The 21326-nt window shown below is 67.7% G+C and carries 17 protein-coding genes; 9 read left to right on the top strand and 8 right to left on the bottom strand.

Annotated features, from left to right (window positions below):
- Positions 1–11: 11 nt before the first annotated feature.
- The 4 genes from ACQI46_RS24210 to ACQI46_RS24195 all read right to left on the bottom strand — a co-directional run bounded on the left by ACQI46_RS24210 (position 12) and on the right by ACQI46_RS24195 (position 5647).
- A complete protein-coding gene (locus tag ACQI46_RS24210) occupies positions 12–944 on the bottom strand; it encodes a LysR family transcriptional regulator (protein WP_427096590.1) in 933 nt (310 codons plus the stop codon).
- A 65-nt stretch (positions 945–1009) separates the two neighbouring features.
- A complete protein-coding gene (locus tag ACQI46_RS24205) occupies positions 1010–3355 on the bottom strand; it encodes a CoA transferase (protein ID WP_427096589.1) in 2346 nt (781 codons plus the stop codon).
- A gap of 2 nt (positions 3356–3357) precedes the next feature.
- Positions 3358–4551 (bottom strand): acyl-CoA dehydrogenase family protein, encoded by a 1194-nt coding sequence (locus ACQI46_RS24200; protein WP_427096588.1) that lies wholly within the window; start codon positions 4549–4551, stop codon positions 3358–3360.
- A 1-nt stretch (position 4552) separates the two neighbouring features.
- Positions 4553–5647, bottom strand: coding sequence for an acyl-CoA dehydrogenase family protein (locus ACQI46_RS24195; RefSeq protein ID WP_427096587.1), 1095 nt, complete (start codon positions 5645–5647; stop codon positions 4553–4555).
- A gap of 235 nt (positions 5648–5882) precedes the next feature.
- On the opposite strand from ACQI46_RS24195, the gene ACQI46_RS24190 reads away from it, so the two are divergent.
- Together ACQI46_RS24190 and ACQI46_RS24185 are read left to right on the top strand one after the other, a co-directional pair.
- Positions 5883–7049, top strand: a complete 1167-nt coding sequence (locus ACQI46_RS24190; RefSeq protein WP_427096586.1) for a thiolase family protein — start codon at positions 5883–5885, stop codon at positions 7047–7049.
- A 15-nt stretch (positions 7050–7064) separates the two neighbouring features.
- Positions 7065–7460 (top strand): Zn-ribbon domain-containing OB-fold protein, encoded by a 396-nt coding sequence (locus ACQI46_RS24185; RefSeq protein WP_427096585.1) that lies wholly within the window; start codon positions 7065–7067, stop codon positions 7458–7460.
- On the opposite strand, the gene ACQI46_RS24180 is transcribed toward ACQI46_RS24185, so the two are convergent.
- Positions 7457–9064, bottom strand: a complete 1608-nt coding sequence (locus ACQI46_RS24180) for an adenylate/guanylate cyclase domain-containing protein (RefSeq protein ID WP_427096584.1) — start codon at positions 9062–9064, stop codon at positions 7457–7459. The genes ACQI46_RS24185 and ACQI46_RS24180 overlap by 4 nt on opposite strands.
- Before the next feature lie 47 nt (positions 9065–9111).
- On the opposite strand from ACQI46_RS24180, the gene nucS reads away from it, so the two are divergent.
- Positions 9112–9783, top strand: a complete 672-nt coding sequence (gene nucS / locus ACQI46_RS24175; RefSeq protein WP_427096583.1) for an endonuclease NucS — start codon at positions 9112–9114, stop codon at positions 9781–9783.
- Positions 9783–10076, top strand: coding sequence for a hypothetical protein (locus ACQI46_RS24170; RefSeq protein WP_427096582.1), 294 nt, complete (start codon positions 9783–9785; stop codon positions 10074–10076). Before nucS ends, ACQI46_RS24170 begins: the two co-directional genes overlap by 1 nt.
- Before the next feature lies 1 nt (position 10077).
- Here ACQI46_RS24170 and mce read toward each other — a convergent pair whose 3' ends face one another.
- Positions 10078–10554 carry a methylmalonyl-CoA epimerase gene (gene mce / locus ACQI46_RS24165; protein WP_427096581.1) on the bottom strand — a complete coding sequence of 159 codons (477 nt, stop codon included), beginning with the start codon at positions 10552–10554 and terminating at the stop codon, positions 10078–10080.
- A 92-nt stretch (positions 10555–10646) separates the two neighbouring features.
- On the opposite strand from mce, the gene ACQI46_RS24160 reads away from it, so the two are divergent.
- The 3 genes from ACQI46_RS24160 to ACQI46_RS24150 are packed head-to-tail and all read left to right on the top strand — an operon-like array spanning position 10647 to position 13176.
- Entirely contained in the window at positions 10647–11828 is a 1182-nt protein-coding gene (locus ACQI46_RS24160; protein ID WP_427096580.1) for an acetyl-CoA C-acetyltransferase, read from the top strand.
- Positions 11829–11873: 45 nt separating this feature from the next.
- Positions 11874–12269 (top strand): DUF3817 domain-containing protein, encoded by a 396-nt coding sequence (locus tag ACQI46_RS24155; RefSeq protein WP_427096579.1) that lies wholly within the window; start codon positions 11874–11876, stop codon positions 12267–12269.
- A gap of 13 nt (positions 12270–12282) precedes the next feature.
- Positions 12283–13176 carry a tetratricopeptide repeat protein gene (locus ACQI46_RS24150; protein ID WP_427096578.1) on the top strand — a complete coding sequence of 298 codons (894 nt, stop codon included), beginning with the start codon at positions 12283–12285 and terminating at the stop codon, positions 13174–13176.
- A gap of 110 nt (positions 13177–13286) precedes the next feature.
- Here ACQI46_RS24150 and glgB read toward each other — a convergent pair whose 3' ends face one another.
- Entirely contained in the window at positions 13287–15524 is a 2238-nt protein-coding gene (gene glgB, locus ACQI46_RS24145; RefSeq protein WP_427096577.1) for a 1,4-alpha-glucan branching protein GlgB, read from the bottom strand.
- Positions 15525–15527: 3 nt separating this feature from the next.
- Entirely contained in the window at positions 15528–17618 is a 2091-nt protein-coding gene (locus ACQI46_RS24140; RefSeq protein WP_427096576.1) for an alpha-1,4-glucan--maltose-1-phosphate maltosyltransferase, read from the bottom strand.
- 221 nt (positions 17619–17839) lie between these two features.
- Here ACQI46_RS24140 and glgP point away from each other — a divergent pair, with 221 nt between their 5' ends.
- Both glgP and ACQI46_RS24130 read left to right on the top strand, forming a co-directional pair.
- The gene (gene glgP, locus ACQI46_RS24135) at positions 17840–20479 is read left to right on the top strand and encodes an alpha-glucan family phosphorylase (RefSeq protein WP_427096575.1); all 2640 of its coding nucleotides are present in this window, start codon (positions 17840–17842) and stop codon (positions 20477–20479) included.
- A complete protein-coding gene (locus ACQI46_RS24130) occupies positions 20476–21324 on the top strand; it encodes a virginiamycin B lyase family protein (RefSeq protein ID WP_427096574.1) in 849 nt (282 codons plus the stop codon). The genes glgP and ACQI46_RS24130 overlap by 4 nt, the downstream gene beginning before the upstream one ends.
- The last annotated feature ends 2 nt before the right edge of the window (positions 21325–21326 follow it).

Here is a 21326-nt window from a genome sequence, read left to right as displayed (position 1 = left end):
GCCTCCGGGGTTCAGGCTCCGCGATGCACCGGTGCCAGCCGCTCGGCGATCTGCCCGACCAGCAACTCCACCTCAGCGGCTCGCCCCTGTACTCGCTCAGGAGCCCACGCCAACGCGATATCGGCCGGGGCCCAGGTGCTTTCGTCGACCGGAATGAGTTTGAACTCCGGGGGCGAGAAGATCTTGCCGATGAACGAGTCGGGTGCGTAGCTGACGACCGCCACCAGGTGACGGTTGAACACCTGCGTGGCCATCTCCACCTCGCCGCCACGCTGGTTGGTGGTGCGGACGATGCGGTGGATGCCCCTCTGGTTGAGCAGTCGGGTCAGCCCGGCCAGGACCACCGGGTTGGGTCGGGCGAAGTCGATGGCCACCTCGCGGTCACGCAGTTCCTCGATCGCCACCACGTCGCGGTCGGCCAGAGGGTCGTCGAAACGGACCGCGATCGCTCCCTGATAGCTGGCCACCACCTGGTACCGCAACCGCTTGTCGGATGCCGGCAGATGGATCAGCCCGATCTCAGCTTGTCCCGCGATCAGTTTCGCCGTCACCTCGGCCGCCGAGCCGGGGACACTGAACTCCGACGGCGTCGGCAACGCGGCCAGCGCAGTCTCCACCTGAGTCAACAGGTCCGACGGAGCGTAGGCGGTGGCGCTGACCCGGATCGGGGCAAGGCCCTGCACGCCGCGCACGGCGGTCGCCTTGAAGTCCTCGACCTGCCGGAGGATCTCGCGGGCCGGCCCGATCAGACGCTCACCGAGCGGGCTGAGACGCACCTCGTGGTAACCGCGTTCGAACAGCGGCCCACCGAGTTCCTTCTCGAGCAGCTTGATCTGCTTGCTCAGCGGCGGGGGAGTGATCATCAACTTGTCCGCGGCACGCTTGAAGTGCAGTTCGTCGGCGACCGCGACGAAATACCGGAGCCTGGTGAAGTCGATGTCCATTCCTGCGCATTCGGATGTGGTGGCGTACCACCTCCGCATGCTACGAGATCGGCGCTGCGAGCCCGTCAGGCCTGCATCGGGCTCTCGACCTGCGGCGTCTCGAGCACCCCGCGCTCGTGGAGGGCCGTGATCTCGTCGGCATCGAGCCCGAGCAGTTCGGCGGCGATCTCGGCGGTCTGCTCACCGAGCAGCGGGGCCTGACCCAGTGGAGGATCGGCGACGTGATCGCAATGGATCTGCACGTTTTCCATCATGAACGGCTCGGACCCGTACGGGTGCAGCTCCTCCCGGAACGCGCGGCGCTGCTCGTAGTAGCGCCAGGTCGGGACCTCGTGGGCGTGCAGCACGGCGCCGGCCGGCACCCCGGCGGCCTGTAGCGCTTCCATCGCCTCGGCGGCCGACCGCTGCGTCGTCCACTCGCGTAGAGCGCTTTCCAGGCTGTTCTGCTCGTCGTGGGCGACGCCGAGTACCTCCCGCAGTGCGCGGCGGTCGTCGTCGTCGCGGACGGTGACCGCGACCCAACTGTCCTCACCGGCGGCCGGGAACATGCCCCACGGCCCGTGCCGAGCGTCCTCACCGCGGTGGTGCCCGGCGCGCTCGAGCGCTTCGGCGGTGATGTCGGCGGCCAGATGGCTGAGCATGACCTCCGCCTGGGAGATGCTGGCCGCGCCTCCTGTCCCGGTGCGTTCCCGACGCAGCAGCAGGGCCATCGCCGTCAGCGCGCCGATGCGGGCCGCGACGTGGTCGGGATACACGGTGACGGTGTCGCAGAACGTCTCCGACTCGCCGGGGTAGACCCACAGATTGGTGAACCCGACAGCGGCGCGCACCAGCGGTCCGTAGCCCAGGCGCTTGGCCCACGGTCCGGTGGGCCCGAACGCGGAGCTGTCGACGACGACAACTTCGGGGTTGACGTGCTGCAACGTCGCGTAGTCCATACCCAGTGCTTCGGCCACCCCGGGCTTGTAGTTGGTCAACACCACATCGGAGACCTTCACGAGGCGGTGCGCCAGTTCGCGGCCTTCGGCGCTGCGCAGGTCCAACCCGATCGAACGCTTGTTGCGATGGCCGGCCGCAAAGGGCTGGGTCATCGACGTCAGCCGGCCGACCCGGAGTCCGTCCGGATGGGCCGAGTGTTCGATCTTGACGACATCGGCGCCGAGATCGCCGAACAATCGCGCGGTGTCGGCACCGACCACGATGACGCCGAGATCCAGCACCCGGATTCCCTCCAGCGGCAGGCCGTCGCCGCGGCGTTGCCGTGCCGCAAGAAGCGGTGCGCTGCTCGGGCGCGGATGCGCCGCGCCATCGACATTGAGCGCGCTGGCACGTTGGCCGTCGATTTCGGCGACGCCGACCGGCACCGGGCCGACCACCCCGGGCGCCAGCTCCGCGTCGCGGAAAAAGCCGCGCTCGGCGAAGTGCTCGGCGTTGAGCGCTTCCGCCAACGTCAGGACCGCGGCGGTCGGAACACCGTGCGCTTGCCCCTGGGCTTCGAGTTCTGAACGCGTCTTGTCGGCGCAGAACCGTTCGATCGCGTCCAGCAGATGCGGTGAGTGGAACCGTTTTCCGAGCTTGTCGTAGCTGGGGTCGGCGAATTCCTCTGGGCTGCCCATCCATTCGAACATGCCGCGCCACTGCCGCTTGGCCAGGATGCAGATGCGGACGTGACCGTCCTTACACGGAATGATCGGGTAACGCTGACGTTCGGCGTTCCAGTCGCGGCGCTGTGCGCTCAACGCCACCCCCGCCGATGCACTGCCGGCGGTGCCGAACGGCGGATCCAGTGTCTGCATCGCGCCGTCGAGGACCGAGAAATCGATCAGATCGCCTTCGCCGGTGCGCAACCGGTCCAGATAGACGGCGATTGTCATCACCGCGGCCTGGGCGGCGGCCACCTGATACGGCAGTTCCGCCGGCGGAACCAGCGGTTCGCGACCCGGGATGCCGGAGCGCGACAGCTCACTGGTCAGCGCATGCAACACCGGGGTGGTGGCCTGCCACTGCCGGTAGTCGGTGTCCCGGCCGAAGTCGCTGATCGACAGCACCACCAGTTCCGGGTGCTGGGAGCGGATGCTGCGGACCGACAGCGCGGCTTCAGCGGCTGAGCCCGGTCGGCTGTTCTCGACGAGAATGTCTGTAGCCCCGACCAAGTCGGCAAAGTGCTGTCGGCCCGCCTCGTCGGCCAGGTCGACGTCGACGGTGTCCAGGCCGTGTCGGTCGATCGCCGTCTGAATCGGGACCTCATCGATGAACGGACCCGCCGCGGTGTCGTCGGTGATGCCGGGCAGACGCACCACCGTGACGTGCGCGCCCAGGTCGGCGAACAGACGGCCGACCGCGGTCATCGGGCCCGAGGTCAGGTCCAGGATCTCGACACCCGCCAACGGCGGGTCATAAGAGGTGGTCACGGTCAGCTCCGGCGTGCTTGGCGGAACGGGATGTCGCGGTCGGCCTCGGGTTCCTTGGGCAGGCCCAGCACCCGCTCACCGATGATGTTGCGCTGAATCTGGTCGGTGCCGCCGCCGATCGAAGTGAAGAATGCGTTGAGCGTCAGGAAGTTGACGTCGTCGGCCTCCGGGTTCTCCGGGCCGGACAGCAGCGCCTTGGCTCCGATGATCTGCGTCTTCATCGCCGCCTCGGTGTGCAGGATCTTCGACATCGCCAACTTGCCCAGTGACATGATCGAACTCGAGGTGCCCTGCGACGCAGAGGCTTTCGCGCGGGCATTGTTCAGCCGGTTGAGTTCGCGCATCGCCAGCACCTTCGCCAGGGGGTGGCGCACGGCGGGGTCGTCGAGGACGCCGTGCTCGCGTGCGAGGTCGATGAGGCTGTCGGCCTTGCGGTTTCGCGAGCCGCGCCCGCTGTCACCCATGATCGAGCGCTCGTAGGCCAACGCGACCTGCAGTGCGCGCCAACCATTGCCCTCTTCGCCGAGCATGTACTCGTTCGACACGGTTGCGTCGGAGATGAACACCTCGTTGAAATGTGACTCGCCGGTGATCTGCACCAGTGGACGCACCTCGATGCCCGGCTGCTTCATCGGCATGATGAACAGGCTCAGGCCCTTGTGCTTCGGGACATCCCAGTCGGTGCGTGCGAGCAACAGTGCGTAGTCGGCGGTTTGGGCGCCGGAGGTCCACACCTTCTGTCCGTTGACCACCCACCGGTCGCCGTCCCGGACCGCGGTGGTGCGCACACTGGCCAGGTCGGACCCGGCGCCCGGCTCACTGTAGAGCAGGCAGGTGCGGGCGCGTTCGACGAGGAAGTCGCGCAGCAGGTCGTTCTTGAGTTTCTCGGTGCCGAGCGCGAGGACGGTGTTGGCGGGGATGTTGTACTTGTCCTGCCGGGAGCCCGGCGCCTTGACCGCGGCGAACTCCTGGCCGATCACGTTGGCCAACTTGTTGGGGTAGCCGCGGCCGAACCACTCGGCCGGGTAGGTCGGAACGGCGTATCCCGCGTCGAGCACCTTCTCCAGCCAGGCCACCCGCTCCGGCGACGATGCCCATGGATCGGAGTTCTTCGGCAGCGGTTCGTAGTTGTCCCGCAGCCAGGTGCGGACCTCTTCGCGCAGGTCGTCGGCGCTGGGCAGATCAGCGGTGGTCATGTCAGGCACCTTTCGAGACGAGGTAGCGCTCCCGATGAAGCCGCGAGCCGCCGAACAACTGCATGCCGGTGCGCGCCCGACGCAGGTACAGGTGAGCCGGATGCTCCCAGGTGAAGCCGATACCGCCGTGCATCTGGATGGCGTTCATCGCGATGGTGTCGTAGGCCTCCGCGCACGAGAAGCCCGCCAGCGCGATGGCGCCACCGGCACCCTCGCTGCCGGACGCCTTCTCGGCCGCCGCGTGCTGTGCCGCCGAGGTTGCCGACTCCACCTCGAGCAGCAAGTCGGCGGCCATTTGCTTGAGCGCCTGGAAACTGCCGATCTGGCGGCCGAACTGAACGCGTGTCTTCAGGTAGTCGACGGTCATGTCGAAGATACGGCGGCTGCCGCCGACCTGCTCTCCGGCCGAGGCGATGACGGTGTGGTCCAGCGCCTCCTGCACGGCCTGCCACCCGGCCTCGCCGAGACGGCGGGCCGGGGTGCCGTCGAAGGTGAACGTCGACAGCCGCACGGTGGGATCGAACACGGTCGCGGCCGTGCGCTGGAGACCGGTCGCCTCAGGGGAGACCTCGAACACACCCACTCCGTCGTCGGTGCGCGCGACGACCAGAATGACGTCGGCAACCTGACCCCAAGTCACGTAGTGTGCGGCGCCGTTGAGCGTGCCGTCCGAATCAGCGGTCACCTCAACACCTTCCGGTGTCCACGTACCAGCGCTACCGGTCAGGGCCACGGTGCCGATGGCGGTGCCGTCGGCCAGCCCGGGCAACAGCCGCTGCTTGTCCTGCGCGGAGCCGGCCGCCTCGATCAACGCGACGGTCAGCACGGCACTGGAGATGAACGGCGCGGGCAGCAGCGCCGCGCCGGTCTCCTCGGCGACAGCCTCCACCTCCAGCGCGCCGAACCCGAGTCCACCGTGGTCGGCGTCGACCAGCATGCCCAGCACGCCCTGTTCGGCCAGGCGTCGCCACAGCTCGCGGTCGAAGCCTTCCTCGGAGGTCATCACGCGGCGCACGTCGTCCTCTGTGCACTTGTCGCGCAGCAACTCTCCGACCGCCGTGCGCAGCTCTGCGCGCTCGGCCACACTGATGGTCATTCCAACCGCCTTCCTGGTCGTTGGCTCCCATGCTCGGGGTTGCCCGACGCGGTGTACATCACGAATCGCGACACCGACGCGTTTCCGTTTCGGACATCGTGCCCCGAACGCGTTTCCGAAGCGAGCATGTGCCGGTGTGCCGTTCGGTCGTTTACCAGAGCGGAATGGTCGCGCCGAGAATCAATGCGCCAGACTGTGCGAGCAGCCTGTGAGCAGATGAGGAGCCGCATCGTCGATGAGCGTTGTCACGCCGGCCATCGCCGGTCTCGGGATCACCGAACAGGGCAAGGTCTACGGAAAGACCGCGCGGCAGTTCGCCGCGTCGGCCGTGCGGCTCGCCGCGGCCGACGCCGGCCTGGAGCTCGACGAGATCGACGGGCTGCTGGTTTCCGGCGGGATCAAGGCGCGTGTCGGCATCGAACTGCAGGACACCCTGGGACTGCGCGATCTGAAACTGTTGACGTCGATGCAGGGCTTCGGTTCCACGGCCGGTCAGATGGTGCAGTACGCGTCGATGGCCGTGCAGGCAGGCATGGCCGGCGCGGTGGCGATCGTCTGGGCCGATGCGCCGTTGAAGGAAAAGTCCCGGTCGTCGGCAGCATACTCAGGAGGCGGCTCGCTGCCGCGCGGGTTCGACGGCATCACAGCGTCCAACGGCATCATGTCGCCGACGACGATGTACGCCCTGGCGGCGCGCCGCCACATGAAGAAGTACGGGACGACCAGCGACCAGCTCGGACACATCGCTGTGGCACAACGGGATTGGGCGCAACTCAACCCGCTGGCACAGTTCCACGGAACGCCGCTGACGCTCGACGAGTACCACCGCAGCCGCTACATCGCCGAGCCCTTCCACCTCTTTGACTGCTGCCTGGTCAGCAACGGCGGTGTGGCGGTGATCGTCACCTCGCTGGAGCGCGCCCGCACGCTGCGTCAACCGCCGGTGCGGGTGCTGGGTTGGGCGCAGGCGCATCCCGGTCGCTCCGGCATCCGCAACGACGACTTCGGTCTGGTCAGCGGCGCGGCGCAGTCGGGTCCCGCCGCGTTGAAGATGGCGCAGACCTCGCTCGACGAAATCGGGGTGGCGCAGATCTACGACTGCTACACCTTCACCGCACTGCTGACCCTCGAGGACTACGGGTTCGTCCCGAAGGGCGAAGGCGGACCGGCGATGGCCGAGCCCGGAATGATCGGCCCGAACGGCAAACTCAAGTTCAACACCGGCGGCGGTGAGCTCAGCGCGTTCTACATGTGGGGGATGACCCCGCTGCACGAAGCTGTGGTCCAGGCACGCGGACAGGGCGGCGACCGGCAGGTGGCCGACCATGACCGGGTCCTGGTCTCGGGCAACGGCGGAATCCTCGACTACCACTCCACCCTGGTTCTGGGCACCGACAACTGAGGAGCGCGAAAGTCCATGCCCATCTTCCCCGTTCAGCGTGACGCGGCCTCCGCAGAGTTCTTCGACGGCGCCAAGCGCGGCGAGTTCCTCCTGGTGCGTGACACCGAGACCGGCGAGTTCCTCGCGCCCCAGTTCGACGTCTCCGTCGATCCGACGCGTTACACCTACGTCGCCGCAGCCGGCACCGGCACCGTCGTCAGCTGGTCGGTCGTGCACCAGCGCGGCGGTGACGGCGTGGTGCACCGACTGCCGGTCGGCATCGTCGAACTCGACGAGGGGCCGTGGTGGTGGACGTCGTTCCCCGCGGCCGATCCCGACGCCGACCTGTTCGGGGCGCGGGTGCAGGTCGCGTTTCAGGTGCTCGGCGACAGCGAGGACGCCGAGGCGATCCCGTACTTCACGGTGATCTAGTCGACGACCGGGGTGGCCAGCTGCGTGGGCTGCTCGTACCCGCGCAGCGTCACGGTCTGCCCGAGCGTCCACTTCGCACGTTCGGCCTCGGTGGCGCGGTTCACCGCCTCGGCGGACGCGACCACCCGTCCGTCCTCCTTCTTGGCCAGCTCGCACAGTCGCGCCGCCTCGTTGACCGGTTCCCCGATGACGGTGTACTCGAAGCGTTCTTTGGCGCCCACGTTGCCCGCCACCACCACTCCGGCGGCGACGCCGACACCCGCTGGGCATTCCGGAACCTCGTCCCGCAGTCGTTCCGCCATGGTGCGGGCCGCGGCCAGGGCTTCAGTCTCGGCGTTGTCGAGCGAGACCGGTGCGCCGAACACAGCGAGTACCGCGTCGCCCTCGAATTTGTTCACCAGGCCGTGGTGCTTGTCCACCTCGTCGACGACGACGTCGAAGAACCGGTTGAGTACCTCGACGACCTCGACGGGCGGGCGGCTGGTGACGAGCTGGGTGGAACCGGTGATGTCGACGAAGACGACGGCGGCGTAGCGTTCCTCACCGCCCAACTCGATCTGCTGCCTCTCAGCGGCCAGCGCGACCTCGCGTCCCACATGCCGACCGAACAGATCGCGCACCCTTTCCCGCTCGCGCAGACCGTCCACCATCGAGTTGAATCCGCGTTGCAGCTCACCGAGTTCGGTGCCGTCGAACACCACGAGGTTGCAGTCCAGATCGCCGTCCTCGACGTGCTTGAGCGCGCTTCGCACGACGCGGACCGGAGTCGCGATCAGCCACGACAGCAGCCACATCAAGACCAGACCGAAGAGCAGGGCGATGATCGCGATGATCATCACGGCCACCGCGAACTGGGTGGCGCTGAGATTGCCCATCGACAACGTGAACAGCGCCAGCAGCAGGATGCCCAGGACGGGGACCCCGGAACTGAGCAGCCACACCGTCATTGTCCGGCCCATGACGCCGTGGGCCAGTCGCCGTGGCGGGCGGCCCGCTTCCAACGCCTGAGCGGCGATCGGCCGTAGCGCGAACTCGGTGATCATGTAGCAGGCCGTGGCCACGACGATTCCCGGGAAGCCCACCGCGAACAGGAACCTCGGGATGAAGTCGGTGTCGTGCATGCCGTAGAGCACGGTCAGCAGCACGGCGCCCACACCCCACAACAGAAGCAACGCCTGCGCCACCCGGGCCGGGGCGCGGAATACGTTGCGCTGGTCGTCGCGCGTGGGTCGCCGTTCTTCGAGGGCCCAGCGCAGCGCACTGACCGTGCGCGAGGTGATCCAGGCCGTACCGAAGATCAGTGCCACCCCCATGTACGCCGGCACGACCCCGAAGGTCAACCACGCCGGGGCATCGCTGAACACGCTGGGCACGGGGATGGCGACGGTGTTGAGTAGCAGCGACACCGCGATGCCGAGCACGTTGGTGAACAGGAGGAAAAACGTGAGGATGATCTGGATCCGGACGCGCCGACGGCGCTGGTTCTCTTCGGATCTGCCGAGCAGCCAGGAGCCGTAATCCGGCGTGCCGAGCCGCCCGCTCTGCCGGGTCAGCGTCTCCAGCACCTGGCCCAACCGGTGCGGCACGCTCTTGGTGGCGTTCATCGTCCCGTCAGCCTAGTGACCGGACGCGCGGCATCTATGGTGGTTCGGTGCGTCTTGTCATCGCCCAGTGCACCGTGGACTACGTCGGCCGACTCACCGCGCACCTGCCGTCGGCGCGACGGCTGTTGCTGTTCAAGGCCGACGGGTCGGTCAGCGTGCACGCCGACGACCGGGCTTACAAGCCGCTGAACTGGATGAGCCCGCCCTGCTGGGTCTCCGAGGAAGCCACCGGCGACGTGAAACTGTGGATCGTCGAGAACAAGGCCGGCGAACAACTGCGCATCACCGTCGAGGAGATCGAGCACGACTCCAGCCACGAACTCGGAGTCGATCCGGGTCTGGTCAAAGACGGCGTCGAGGCCCATCTGCAGGCGCTGCTGGCCGAGCACGTCCAGCTGCTCGGGGATGGCTACACGTTGGTCCGTCGCGAGTACATGACGCCCATCGGGCCGGTCGACCTGCTGTGCCGCGACGAACAGGGTCGATCGGTGGCCGTGGAGATCAAACGCCGCGGGGAGATCGATGGCGTCGAGCAGTTGACGCGCTATCTGGAACTGCTCAACCGGGACTCACTGCTGGCTCCGGTCGCCGGCGTGTTCGCCGCCCAGCAGATCAAACCGCAGGCACGCACGCTGGCCACCGATCGTGGAATTCGTTGCGTGATCCTGGATTACGACAAGATGCGCGGCATGGACAACGACGAGTTCCGCTTGTTCTGATGGGTAAGCGGCGCGCTCCGCGCAAACGGACTGTCGTACGCGCGCCGCTACCCGCGTCGCGATGGGTCGAGGTCGGACCCGACGGTGATGACTACGAGGTGCGACCGATCACGGCGACCCGGGCGACCAAGGTCTACCGGTGCCCTGGCTGCGACCACGAAATCCGGCCGGCGACAGCACATGTCGTGGTCTGGCCGGCCGACGGTGCCGGCGGCGTCGAAGATCGCAGACATTGGCACACGGCGTGCTGGCAGCACCGCGCCACGCGCGGCCCGACCCGGAAGTGGTCGTGAGTCAGTGAGTGGCGTCGGCGGCCGGCTCGACCAGCTCGATCAGCACGCCGCCGCCGTCCTTGGGATGGACGAAGTTGATGCGGGAGTTCGCGGTGCCCCGGCGCGGCGCGTCGTAGATCAGGCGGATGCCGTCTTCGCGCAGACGTTCGCTGATCTTGTCGATGTCGCTCACCCGGTAGGCGAACTGCTGCAGACCCGGCCCGCGCTTGTCCAGGAACTTCGCGATGGTGGAGCTGTCGTCGATCGGGGCCATCAGCTGGATCTGGGTGCTGCCGACGGGCGCCCCGCGCACCGACAGCATCGCCTCGCGGATGCCCTGTTCTTCGTTGACTTCCTCGTGCAAAACGATCATGCCCAAGTGGTCGTGGTACCACTTGATCGCCTCATCCAGGTCGCGGACGGCGATGCCGACATGGTCGATCGCGGTCACCAGCGAAGTGGCCAGGGCCGGACGGGCGTCAGTCTGCTCGGCGGTCATATCAGAAAGGTAACCTAACAAGATCAGTTTCGAATACCCAGGTACGCCCGTATAGCCTTTTCCCCAGTGCTTGAAACAGCTTGGAGGTAGTCATGACCACGTCGGTGATAGTTGCTGGAGCGCGGACCCCGGTGGGGAAGCTGTCGGGATCGCTGAAGGACTTCTCCGGAAGCGACCTGGGCGCCGTGGCGATCGCCGGCGCGTTGGAGAAGGCGAACGTCGCACCGTCGGCGGTCGAGTACGTGATCATGGGGCAGGTCCTCTCGGCCGGAGCCGGGCAGATGCCCGCGCGCCAGGCCGCCGTCGCGGCCGGCATTCCGTGGGACGTCCCGGCGCTGACCATCAACAAGATGTGCCTCTCCGGCATCGACGCGATCGCGCTGGCCGACCAGCTGATCCGGGCCGGTGAGTTCGAAGTCGTCGTCGCCGGCGGTCAAGAGTCGATGACCCAGGCACCGCACCTGCTGATGAACAGCCGGTCGGGCTACAAGTACGGCGACGTCACCGTCCTGGACCACCTGGCCTACGACGGCCTGCACGACGTGTTCACCGACCAGCCGATGGGCGCGCTCACCGAGCAGCGCAACGACGTCGACAAGTTCACCCGCGAGCAGCAGGACGAGTACGCGGCCGGCTCGCATCAGAAAGCCGCGGGTGCCTGGAAGGACGGCGTCTACGCCGACGAGGTCGTCCCGGTCAAGATTCCGCAGCGCAAGGGCGATCCGATCGAGTTCACCGAGGACGAGGGCATCCGCGCCGACACCACCGGCCAGTCGCTGGCCGGGTTGCGTCCCGCCTTCCGCAAGGACGGCACCATCACCGCCGGCTCGGCGTCGCAGATCTCCGACGGCGCCTGCGCGGTCGTGGTGATGAGCAAGGCCAAGGCCGAGGAGCTGGGCCTGAGCTGGCTGTGCGAGATCGGCGCGCACGGCGTGGTCGCCGGACCGGACTCCACTCTGCAGAGCCAGCCGGCCAACGCGATCAAGAAGGCCGTCGCCAAGGAGGGCATCGGGCTCGACGACCTCGACGTCATCGAGATCAACGAGGCGTTCGCCGCGGTTGCGCTGGCCTCGACCAATGAGCTCGGTGTGGACCCGGAGAAGGTCAACACCAACGGCGGCGCCATCGCCATCGGCCATCCCATCGGGATGTCCGGGGCACGCATCACGTTGCACGCCGCGCTCGAGCTGGCCCGCAGAGGTTCGGGTTACGCGGTGGCCGCTCTGTGCGGTGCCGGTGGTCAGGGCGACGCCCTGATCCTCCGTCGCCCCTGAGACGTCAACGACACTTTGTAGTAGTTCGTGTCGGACTCGGGCACAATGGCGGCCATGACACGCAGTTTCGATGTCCGCAGTGCGGCGGCATGGTTCCGTCTGGTCGCCTTCGCCGAAGCGCTGAGCTGGGTGGGTCTGCTGGCCGGCATGTTCTTCAAGTACCTCGGCTCGCCGCGCACCGAGATCGGCGTCAAGATCTTCGGCCCCGTCCACGGCGGCATCTTCGTCGCCTTCCTCATCGCGGCGTTCTTTACCGGCATCGCCCTGCAGTGGCGGCCCGGCACATGGTTGCTGGCGTTGCTCGGCAGCATCGTCCCTCTGGGCAGTGTGATCTTCCTCATATGGGCCGATCGGACCGGCCGGATGGCGGAGCCGCAGACCGATCCGGCCGGGTCGGACGGCTTGGGTCAGGCACGGCGAACGGTGCCGGAAACGACGTGACAAACTTGGTGCCGTGACGCGTCCTCGACCTCCGATCGGCCCCGCCCTGGCCGGCGCCGTAGACCTGTCGGCACTCAAGCAACGTCCCGCCACCGGTGAGGGTGCGCCCGCGGGCGCCACCCCGGGCGGTGTCGAGATCACCGAGGCCAACCTCGAAGCCGAGGTGCTGGTCCGCTCCAACGAGATTCCCGTCGTGGTGCTGCTGTGGTCACCGCGCAGCGACGCCAGCGTGCAGCTCGGCGACGTGCTCGCCGGCCTGGCCGCCAACGATGCGGGGAAGTGGTCCCTGGCCACGGTCAACGTCGACACCACACCGCGGGTGGCGCAGATGTTCGGCGTGCAGGCGGTGCCGACCGTCGTGGCGCTCGCCGCGGGCCAACCGCTCTCGAGCTTCCAGGGCATGCAGCCGCCCGAGCAGCTGCGCCGCTGGGTCGATTCGCTGCTCAACGCCACGGCCGGCAAACTGAGCGGCTCGGCCGATGCCGACGTCGAGCAGGTCGACCCCGAGGTGGCCCAGGCGCGGGCCCATCTCGACCAAGGTGACTTCGAATCCGCCCGCAGCGCTTACCAGGCGATCCTGGACGCCAACCCGGGTCACGCCGAAGCCAAGGGTGCGGTCCGTCAGATCAGCTTCCTGCAGCGCGCGACCACTCATCCGCAGGATGCGGTCGCCCTGGCCGACGCCGCACCGCAGGACATCGACGCCGCGTTCGCCGCCGCCGACGTGGAAGTCCTGCAGCAGGATGCGGCCGCGGCGTTCGCCCGGTTGACCGCACTGGTCAAGAGCACCGCCGGAGACGACCGCGCCAAGGTGCGCGCGCGACTGGTCGAGCTGTTCGATCTGTTCGACCCGGCCGACCCCGATGTGATCGCCGGCCGACGCAACCTGGCCAACGCGCTGTACTGACCCTCGTCTCACGCCGCCGAAATTGCATTCCACGCGCGTCAACTCGCGACTTGACGCGCGTGGAATGCAAGTTCGGCAGGGAGGGCGGGAGGTTCCCGAGGCTGAGGGTGCTAGGGCTGCTCGGGTGCGGACGGGATCTCCGGTTCGAACCACACCGCTGACAGCGGCGGCAGCACCATCACCGCCGACGCCGGCCGGCCGTGCCACGGCTCATCGGTCGCTTCGACCGCGCCGTAATTGCCGATGCCTGCACCGTGATAGGCGTCCGAATCGGTGTTGAGCACCTCGCGCCACACCCCGGCGTGCGGCAGGCCCAGCCGGTAACGGGAGTGCTCGGATCCCGAGAAGTTGAACACGCACGCCATCATCGATCCGTCGTCACCGAACCGCAGGAAGCTCAACACGTTGTTGGCCGAGTCGTTGGCGTCGATCCACGAGTAGCCCTCGGGCTTGGTGTCGCGCGACCACAGCGCGCGTCGGCTGCGGTAGATGTCGTTGGCGTCGGTGAGCATGCGCAGAATGCCGTCGGAGAAACCCTGCTCGTCGAGCTGGAACCAGTCGACTCCCCGCTCTTCGGACCACTCGCCGCGCTGACCGAACTCCTGACCCATGAACAGCAACTGCTTACCGGGGTGGGCCCACTGGTAGGCCAGCAGGCTGCGGATGCCGGCGGCCTTCATGTGGTCATTGCCGGGCATGCGGCCCCACAACGTGCCCTTGCCGTGCACGACCTCGTCGTGGCTGATCGGCAGGACGAAGTTCTCGCTGAAGGCATAGATCATCGAGAAGGTGATCTCGCCGTGGTGGAAACTGCGGTGGATCGGGTCGCGCTTGATGAACTCCAGGGTGTCGTTCATCCAGCCCATGTTCCACTTCATCGAAAAGCCAAGACCGCCAAGGTTTGTCGGTCGGGTGACGCCCGGCCACGACGTGGATTCCTCGGCGATGGTGACGATGCCGGGCGTCGCCTTGTGCACGGTGGCGTTCATCTCCTGCAGGAACTGCACCGCCTCGAGGTTCTCCCGGCCGCCGTAGATGTTGGGCGTCCACCCACCTTCGGGACGCGAGTAGTCCAGATACAGCATCGAGGCGACGGCATCCACGCGTAGGCCGTCGACGTGGTACTCCTGCAACCAGTACAGCGCGTTGGCGACCAGGAAGTTGCGGACTTCGGCACGCCCGAAGTCGAAAACGTAGGTGCCCCAGTCCAACTGTTCGCCGCGGCGGGGGTCCCCATGCTCGTAGAGGGCGGTTCCGTCGAACCGGCCCAGCGCCCACGCATCCTTGGGGAAGTGCGCGGGCACCCAGTCGACGATGACGCCGATACCGGCCTGGTGCAGCTTGTCGACCAGGTACCGGAACTCGTCGGGGGTGCCGAACCGGGACGACGGCGCGTAGTACGACGTCACCTGGTACCCCCAGGAGCCGCCGAACGGATGCTCGGCGACCGGCAGCATCTCCACGTGCGTGAAGCCGTGCTGCACCACGTATTCGGTGAGCTGATCGGCCAGTTCGGTGTAGCTCAGGCCGGGCCGCCAGGAACCCAGGTGCACCTCGTAGGTGCTCATCGGTTCGAAGACCGGGTTACGCAGCGCCCGCGCCGACATCCACTCGTCGTCGTTCCATGTGTAGTCGCTGGCGAACACTTTCGAGGCGGTCTGCGGCGGCACCTCGGTGGCGAACGCCATCGGGTCGGCGCGTTCGGTGACCGCACCGTCGGCGCCGTGCACCCGGAACTTGTACAGGCCACCGTCGGGGAATCCGGGCCAGAACAACTCCCACACCCCGGTCGAACCCAGCACCCGCATCTGCGCTTCGTTGCCCCAGTGGTTGAAGTCGCCGATGACGCTGACGCCCTTGGCGTTGGGTGCCCAGACCGCGAACGACACTCCCTCCACGACGCCGTCGGCGGTGGTGAAGCTGCGCGGGTGCGCGCCGAGCACCTCCCACAGCCGCTCGTGGCGTCCCTCGGCGAACAGGTGCAGATCCATCTCGCCGAGGGTGGGCAGGAACCGGTAGGCGTCGGCGACGGTATGGACGAACGCCGACTCGTCTTCGGAGTAGCTGATCTCGAGGCGGTAGTCGATGAGATCGGTGAAGGGCACCGCAACCGCGAACAGGCCGGCCTCGATGTGGAGGAGCGGGTAGCGCACGCCGCCGATGACGGCGTTGACCTTGACCGCGTGTGGACGGTAGACGCGGATGACGGTGTGGTCGTCGTACTCATGGGCGCCGAGCACCGCGTGGGGGTCATGATGTTCGCCGGCGAGCAGCCGGTTCAAATCGGCCGTGTGTGGCCGCAGATGCGGGCTGTCGACGGTGTTGGTCACTCCGGACGCGTTGGTCATCAGTCACTCCCTACGCAGTAGGTTCAGTCGTTGGTCGGCGGGAATCTGGGGCATGTTCAGCACATGGGCCACCGCGCGGGCGGGTTCGAGCCGCACGTAATTGCCCTGGCCCCATTGGTATTCCTCTCCGGTGATCTCGTCGCGAACCCAGAACCGGTCCTGCTGCTCCATGCCCACGGCGCCCATGTCGAGCCACAACGTGCCCTCTTCGGGCCCGAACGGGTTGAGCGTGACCACCACGAGCACCTGATCGCCGGACACCGGATCGAACTTGCTGTAGGCCAGCAGCGCGTCGTTGTCGACGTGGTGGAACGTGATGGTGCGCATCTGATGCAGTGCCGGATGCACACGGCGGATCTCGTTGAGCCGGGTGATGAACGGCTCCAGCGATTCGCCGTCGGCCAGCGCGGCGTCGAAGTCGCGCGGACGCAGTTCGTACTTCTCCGAGTTCAGGTACTCCTCGCTGCCTTCCCGCACCGCGCGGTGCTCGAACAACTCGTACCCGGAGTAGACGCCCCACGTCGGGCTCATCGTCGCGGCCAGCGCAGCGCGGATCGCGAACATGCCCGGCCCGCCGTGCTGCAGGCTCTCGTGCAGGATGTCGGGGGTGTTCACCCAGAGGCTCTGCCGTGCGTAGTCGGCGTGCTCGGCGAGCTGCTGACCGAACTCGGTGAGCTCCCACTTGGCGGTCCGCCAGGTGAAGTACGTGTACGACTGCGTGAAGCCGAGTTTGGCCAGGCCGAACAGCCGCGCCGGGCGGGTGAACGCTTCGGACAGGAACAGCACGTCGGGGTCGACGTTCTTGGCCTCACCGATCAGCCACGCCCAGAAGTTCGGCGGTTTGGTGTGCGGGTTGTCCACGCGAAACACCTTGACGCCGTGGGAGATCCAGAACTTGACCACTCGCAGCACCTCTTCGTACAACCCGGCCGGGTCGTTGTCGAAGTTCAGCGGGTAGATGTCCTGGTACTTCTTCGGCGGGTTCTCGGCGTAGGCGATCGTGCCGTCGGGCAGCACCGTGAACCACTCGGGGTGCTCGCGTGCCCACGGATGGTCGGGCGCGCACTGCAGGGCCAGGTCGAGCGCAACCTCCAAGCCCTCGTCCCGGGCGGCGGCGACGAAATCGTCGAAGTCCTCGATGGTGCCCAGGTCGGGGTGCACGGCGTCGTGGCCGCCCTCGTCGCTGCCGATCGCCCAGGGCGAGCCGACGTCGTTCGGGCCCGCGGTGACGCTGTTGTTACGACCCTTGCGGTGCACTTTGCCGATCGGGTGGATCGGCGGCAGGTACGCGATGTCGAACCCCATCCGGGCGACGCGGGGGAGGGCTTTGGTCGCGGTGGCGAACGTGCCGTGGACCGGGTGGCCAGCGCTGTCCCACCCGCCGGTCGACCGTGGGAAGAACTCGTACCACGAGCTGAACCGCGCCAGCGGCCGGTCGACCCAGATGCCGTACTGCTGGCCCCGGGTGACCAATTCGCGCAGCGGATACTTGTCGACCAGCTCGGTCACCTCGGGCGCCAGCGCCGGGCCTGCGCGGTAGAACGGATCGCCGGGTTCGCGCAGCCGCGCCACGGCCTCGGCCAACGGATAGCGGTCCTGACGCGGCACCCCGGTGGCGGCACGCTCGAGCAGCTTCGCGCCGACCAACAGGTCGTTGTTCAGTTCGCCCTCGCTCTGGCCGGCTTCGAGCTTGGCGGTCACGTTCTTGCGCCACGTCGCGATCGGGTCGCCCCAGCCGTCGACCCGGAACGTCCACAAACCCACCGCGTCGGGGCAGAACTGGCCGTGGAAGACGTCGGGGGTGCGGCCCTGCGCCATCGGCAGCGTGCTCGGGCGTACCCGCGCCGCGGTGTTGACCACCTCGTCGATCGGCACGGCCTCCGGGGAGCGCACGCGTCCGGGTGGCTCCTCGGCCAACGGCGGATACGTCGTTCCGTGGTAGCGCACCACCAACGTCGCGGAGACCGCGTCGTGGCCCTCGCGCCACACCGTGGCGCTCACCGGCACGACCTCGCCGACTACCGCTTTGGCGGGAAACCGTCCATTGGACACAACAGGCGCTACGTCGTCGATCTCGATACGACCGGCGGTCACTGGCCACCACTCCCTACCACTCGTCCGTGTGCGCGGCGCGCTTTGCGCGCGCCGCTGCTGGTGTCGCGCACAGCCCGGTGTTCGGCGCTGAACCCCGCTGAATCTCTTCTGCCGCCTATACCCACCGTAGTGTCGCGCTCAACCACGGGAAGTGCTCGCGAAGGCCGGCAAAAGCAGCCGGGCGCCCCTCACCGCCGGCGATGTCAGTAAGGTTGACTTGCGTGAAAGCTCTTCGCAGGTTCACCGTCCGTGCCCACTTGCCCGACCGGCTGGCTGCGCTCGAGCGGCTCTCCACCAATCTGCGTTGGTCGTGGGACAAACCAACCCAGGACCTCTTCGAGGCCATCGATCCGGAACTGTGGGCGTCGGTGGGCTCGGACCCGGTTGGTCTGCTCGGCCAGGTCAGCCCCGCGCGTCTGCAGGAACTCGCCGACGACGACTCGTTCGCCGCCCGGCTGGACAAACTGGCCGCGGATCTGGACGACTACATGACCCGACCGCTGTGGTATCAGCAGCTGGCCGAACGCAACGGCAAGCAGGGCGACCCCGATGGCGTCGTCCTGCCCAACGGCATCGCGTACTTCTCGATGGAGTTCGGGGTGGTCGAGGTACTGCCGAACTACTCCGGCGGGCTGGGCATCCTGGCCGGTGACCACCTCAAGTCGGCGTCCGATCTGGGGCTGCCGTTGATCGCCGTGGGGCTGTACTACCGCTCCGGGTACTTCCGGCAGTCGCTGACCGCCGACGGTTGGCAGCACGAGAACTACCCGTTGCTCGATCCGCAGGGCCTGCCGCTGCGGCTACTCACCGGTGCCGACGGCAAATGCGCTCTGATCGATCTGGCGCTGCCCGGCGGCGCCACCTTGTACGCGCGCATCTGGATCGCCCAGGTCGGGCGGATCCCGCTGCTGCTGCTCGACTCCGACATCCCGGAGAACGAGCACGATCTGCGCGGGGTCACCGACCGGCTCTACGGCGGCGATCAGGAGCACCGGATGCGCCAGGAGATCCTGGCCGGCATCGGCGGGGTGCGTGCCATCCGCGCGTTCACCGAGATCGAAGGGCTGCCCGCCCCCGAGGTGTTCCACATGAACGAGGGCCACGCGGGTTTCCTCGGGGCCGAGCGCATCCGCGAGTTCATCGAGGCCGGGCTGGATTTCGACACCGCGCTCACCGTCGTGCGCGCTTCGACGGTGTTCACCACACACACCCCGGTGCCCGCGGGGATCGACCGGTTCCCGTTGGATCTCGTGGAGCGCTACTTCGGCCCGGAGAACGGTTCGGGAGGCTCGCGCCTGCTGCCCGGTGTCCCGTTGGAGCGCATCTTGTCCTTCGGCGCCGAGGACGACCCCACGAAGTTCAACATGGCGCACATGGGTCTGCGGCTGGCCCAGCGGGCCAACGGCGTCTCGCTGCTGCACGGCCGGGTCAGCCGTGAGATGTTCTGCGATCTGTGGCCGGGGTTCGACGCCGCCGACGTGCCGATCGGTTCGATCACCAATGGTGTGCACGCACCCACGTGGGCGGCGCCACAGTGGCTCGAGCTGGGCCGCGAGCTGCTGGGCAGCGAGGATCTCACCTCCTTGCGGGAACCGGAGACCTGGAAGGGTCTCCACCGTGTCGAGCCCGGCCACCTGTGGTGGATCCGATCGCAGCTGCGGGCCGAGTTGATCGACGACGTGCGTGCGCGTCTGCGCCGGTCCTGGCTGGAGCGGGGGGCGCCGGCCGCGGAGTTGGGTTGGACGGCAAAGGCATTCGACCCTTCGGTGCTGACGATCGGGTTCGCGCGCCGCGTTCCGACCTACAAGCGGCTCACGTTGATGCTGCGTGACCCGGAACGGTTGGCCAAACTGCTGCTCGACCCGGAGCGACCGATCCAGCTCATCGTCGCGGGCAAGTCCCATCCCGCCGACGAAGGCGGCAAGGCGCTGATCCAGCAGGTCGTTCGGTTCGCCGACCGCGAGGATCTGCGGCACCGCATCGCGTTCCTGCCGGACTACGACATGTCGATGGCACGCAAGCTGTATCACGGGTGCGATGTGTGGTTGAACAACCCGCTGCGGCCTCTCGAGGCCTGCGGCACGTCGGGCATGAAGAGCGCGCTCAACGGTGGCCTGAACCTGTCGATCCGCGACGGGTGGTGGGACGAATGGTTCGACGGTGACAACGGATGGGAGATCCCGACCGCCGACGGTCTGACCGACGAAAACCGGCGTGACGACCTGGAAGCGGCTGCGCTGTACGACATCCTCGAACGCGCGGTCGTGCCGAGGTTCTACGACCGCGACGAGCACGGCATCCCGGTGCGGTGGGTGGAGATGGTGCGACACACCCTCGAGGTGCTCGGCCCCAAGGTGCTCGCCTCGCGCATGGTGCGCGATTACACCGAGAAGTACTACCTGCCCGCGGCACGCGCGCTGCGGTTGTCGATCGAACCCGCGCAGTCGGCGCCGGAGTACGACGTGCCCTTCGGCTCGGCGCGCGAACTCGCCGAGTACCGGCGACGGGTCGGACACAACTGGCCGGGTGTCCGCGTCGTCGAGGTGGACAGCTCCGGGCTGCCCGACACGCCGCTGCTCGGCTCGGAGATGACGTTGACGGCGCGGGTGCAGCTGAATGGGCTGCGGCCCGACGAAGTTTCGGTCCAGGCGCTGGTCGGACGCGTCGACGCCAGCGACACGCTGGTCAAGCCGGTCACGGTCGCGATGACCCATGCGCGGACGGGCGAGGACGGGGTGGAGATCTTCTCGGCGACCACGCCGCTGCCGGTCACCGGGTCGGTCGGGTACACGGTGCGGGTGCTGCCGCATCACCGGCTGCTGGCCGGGGACAACGAACTCGGACTCGTCAGCTTCGCGTGACGTCGCCGTTGCAGGTCGCGCTCGACGGCGGGCCGTACCAGTTGGTCGTCGGCCCCGACGGGGCGATGTGGGTGACGCTGGCACACGCGGGGGCGATCGCGCGTGTCACCGGCGCCGGTGCGGTGACGGTGTATCCGATCGGGCCGGACAGCCGCCCGACGGTCATCACCGCCGGACCCGACGGCGCCCTGTGGTTCACCCGCTCCGGCGACGACCGCATCGGTCGGATCACCACGGACGGTGAGTTGAGCGCCTTCGATCTACCTGACGGCTCCCACCCGTACGGGATCACCGCCGGACCCGACGGAGCGCTGTGGTTCACCGCGATGACCGCCGGCACGGTCGGCCGGATCACCGTCGACGGTGAGATGTCGGCCGAACACCGGGTCGGCGGCGCACCGGCGATGATCGTCACCGGACCGGACAACGCGTTGTGGTGCACGCTCAATCAGGCCGGCGCCATCGGTCGAGTGACTCTGTCCGGGGACGTGACCGTGCGCGAAACACCCACGCGGGCTTCGGGTCCCGTCGGGATCACCACGACTCACGACGACACCGTGTGGTTCACCGAGATCCGCGCCGAACGCCTGGGTCGGATCCCGATGAACGACGCGATCCAGGAGATCGAACTGCCCGGGAAGCCGCACGCGGTGCTGGCCGATCCCGAGGACGGCGTGTGGGTCACGCTGTGGGGGTCGAGCCAGGTGGCCCGTGTCAGCGGCGACGGCGACATCGGCACCATCGACCTGCCGCCCGGCTGTGAACCCCACGGCCTGGCCGTCGACACCGAGGGCGCCATCTGGGTTGCGCTGGAAGCCGGGTTCGTGGTCCGCCTGCCCGGCTGAGA

Source organism: Mycobacterium sp. SMC-4 (genome assembly GCF_050205565.1).
Classification (GTDB): domain Bacteria; phylum Actinomycetota; class Actinomycetes; order Mycobacteriales; family Mycobacteriaceae; genus Mycobacterium.
Note: the sequence above shows the minus strand (reverse complement) of the source record. Positions and strands in the feature narration are given on the sequence as shown.

What these genes read in the sequence shown, in the direction of transcription:
- ACQI46_RS24210 (WP_427096590.1), bottom strand. Translation starts at nt 944, where the DNA reads ATGGACATCGACTTCACCAGGCTCCGGTATTTCGTCGCGGTCGCCGAC.
- ACQI46_RS24200 (WP_427096588.1), bottom strand. Translation starts at nt 4,551, where the DNA reads ATGACCACCGCTGATCTGCCCAGCGCCGACGACCTGCGCGAAGAGGTC.
- ACQI46_RS24195 (WP_427096587.1), bottom strand. Translation starts at nt 5,647, where the DNA reads ATGACCATCAGTGTGGCCGAGCGCGCAGAGCTGCGCACGGCGGTCGGA.
- ACQI46_RS24190 (WP_427096586.1), top strand. Translation starts at nt 5,883, where the DNA reads ATGAGCGTTGTCACGCCGGCCATCGCCGGTCTCGGGATCACCGAACAG.
- ACQI46_RS24185 (WP_427096585.1), top strand. Translation starts at nt 7,065, where the DNA reads ATGCCCATCTTCCCCGTTCAGCGTGACGCGGCCTCCGCAGAGTTCTTC.
- ACQI46_RS24180 (WP_427096584.1), bottom strand. Translation starts at nt 9,064, where the DNA reads ATGAACGCCACCAAGAGCGTGCCGCACCGGTTGGGCCAGGTGCTGGAG.
- ACQI46_RS24170 (WP_427096582.1), top strand. Translation starts at nt 9,783, where the DNA reads ATGGGTAAGCGGCGCGCTCCGCGCAAACGGACTGTCGTACGCGCGCCG.
- mce (WP_427096581.1), bottom strand. Translation starts at nt 10,554, where the DNA reads ATGACCGCCGAGCAGACTGACGCCCGTCCGGCCCTGGCCACTTCGCTG.
- ACQI46_RS24160 (WP_427096580.1), top strand. Translation starts at nt 10,647, where the DNA reads ATGACCACGTCGGTGATAGTTGCTGGAGCGCGGACCCCGGTGGGGAAG.
- ACQI46_RS24155 (WP_427096579.1), top strand. Translation starts at nt 11,874, where the DNA reads ATGGCGGCCATGACACGCAGTTTCGATGTCCGCAGTGCGGCGGCATGG.
- glgB (WP_427096577.1), bottom strand. Translation starts at nt 15,524, where the DNA reads ATGACCAACGCGTCCGGAGTGACCAACACCGTCGACAGCCCGCATCTG.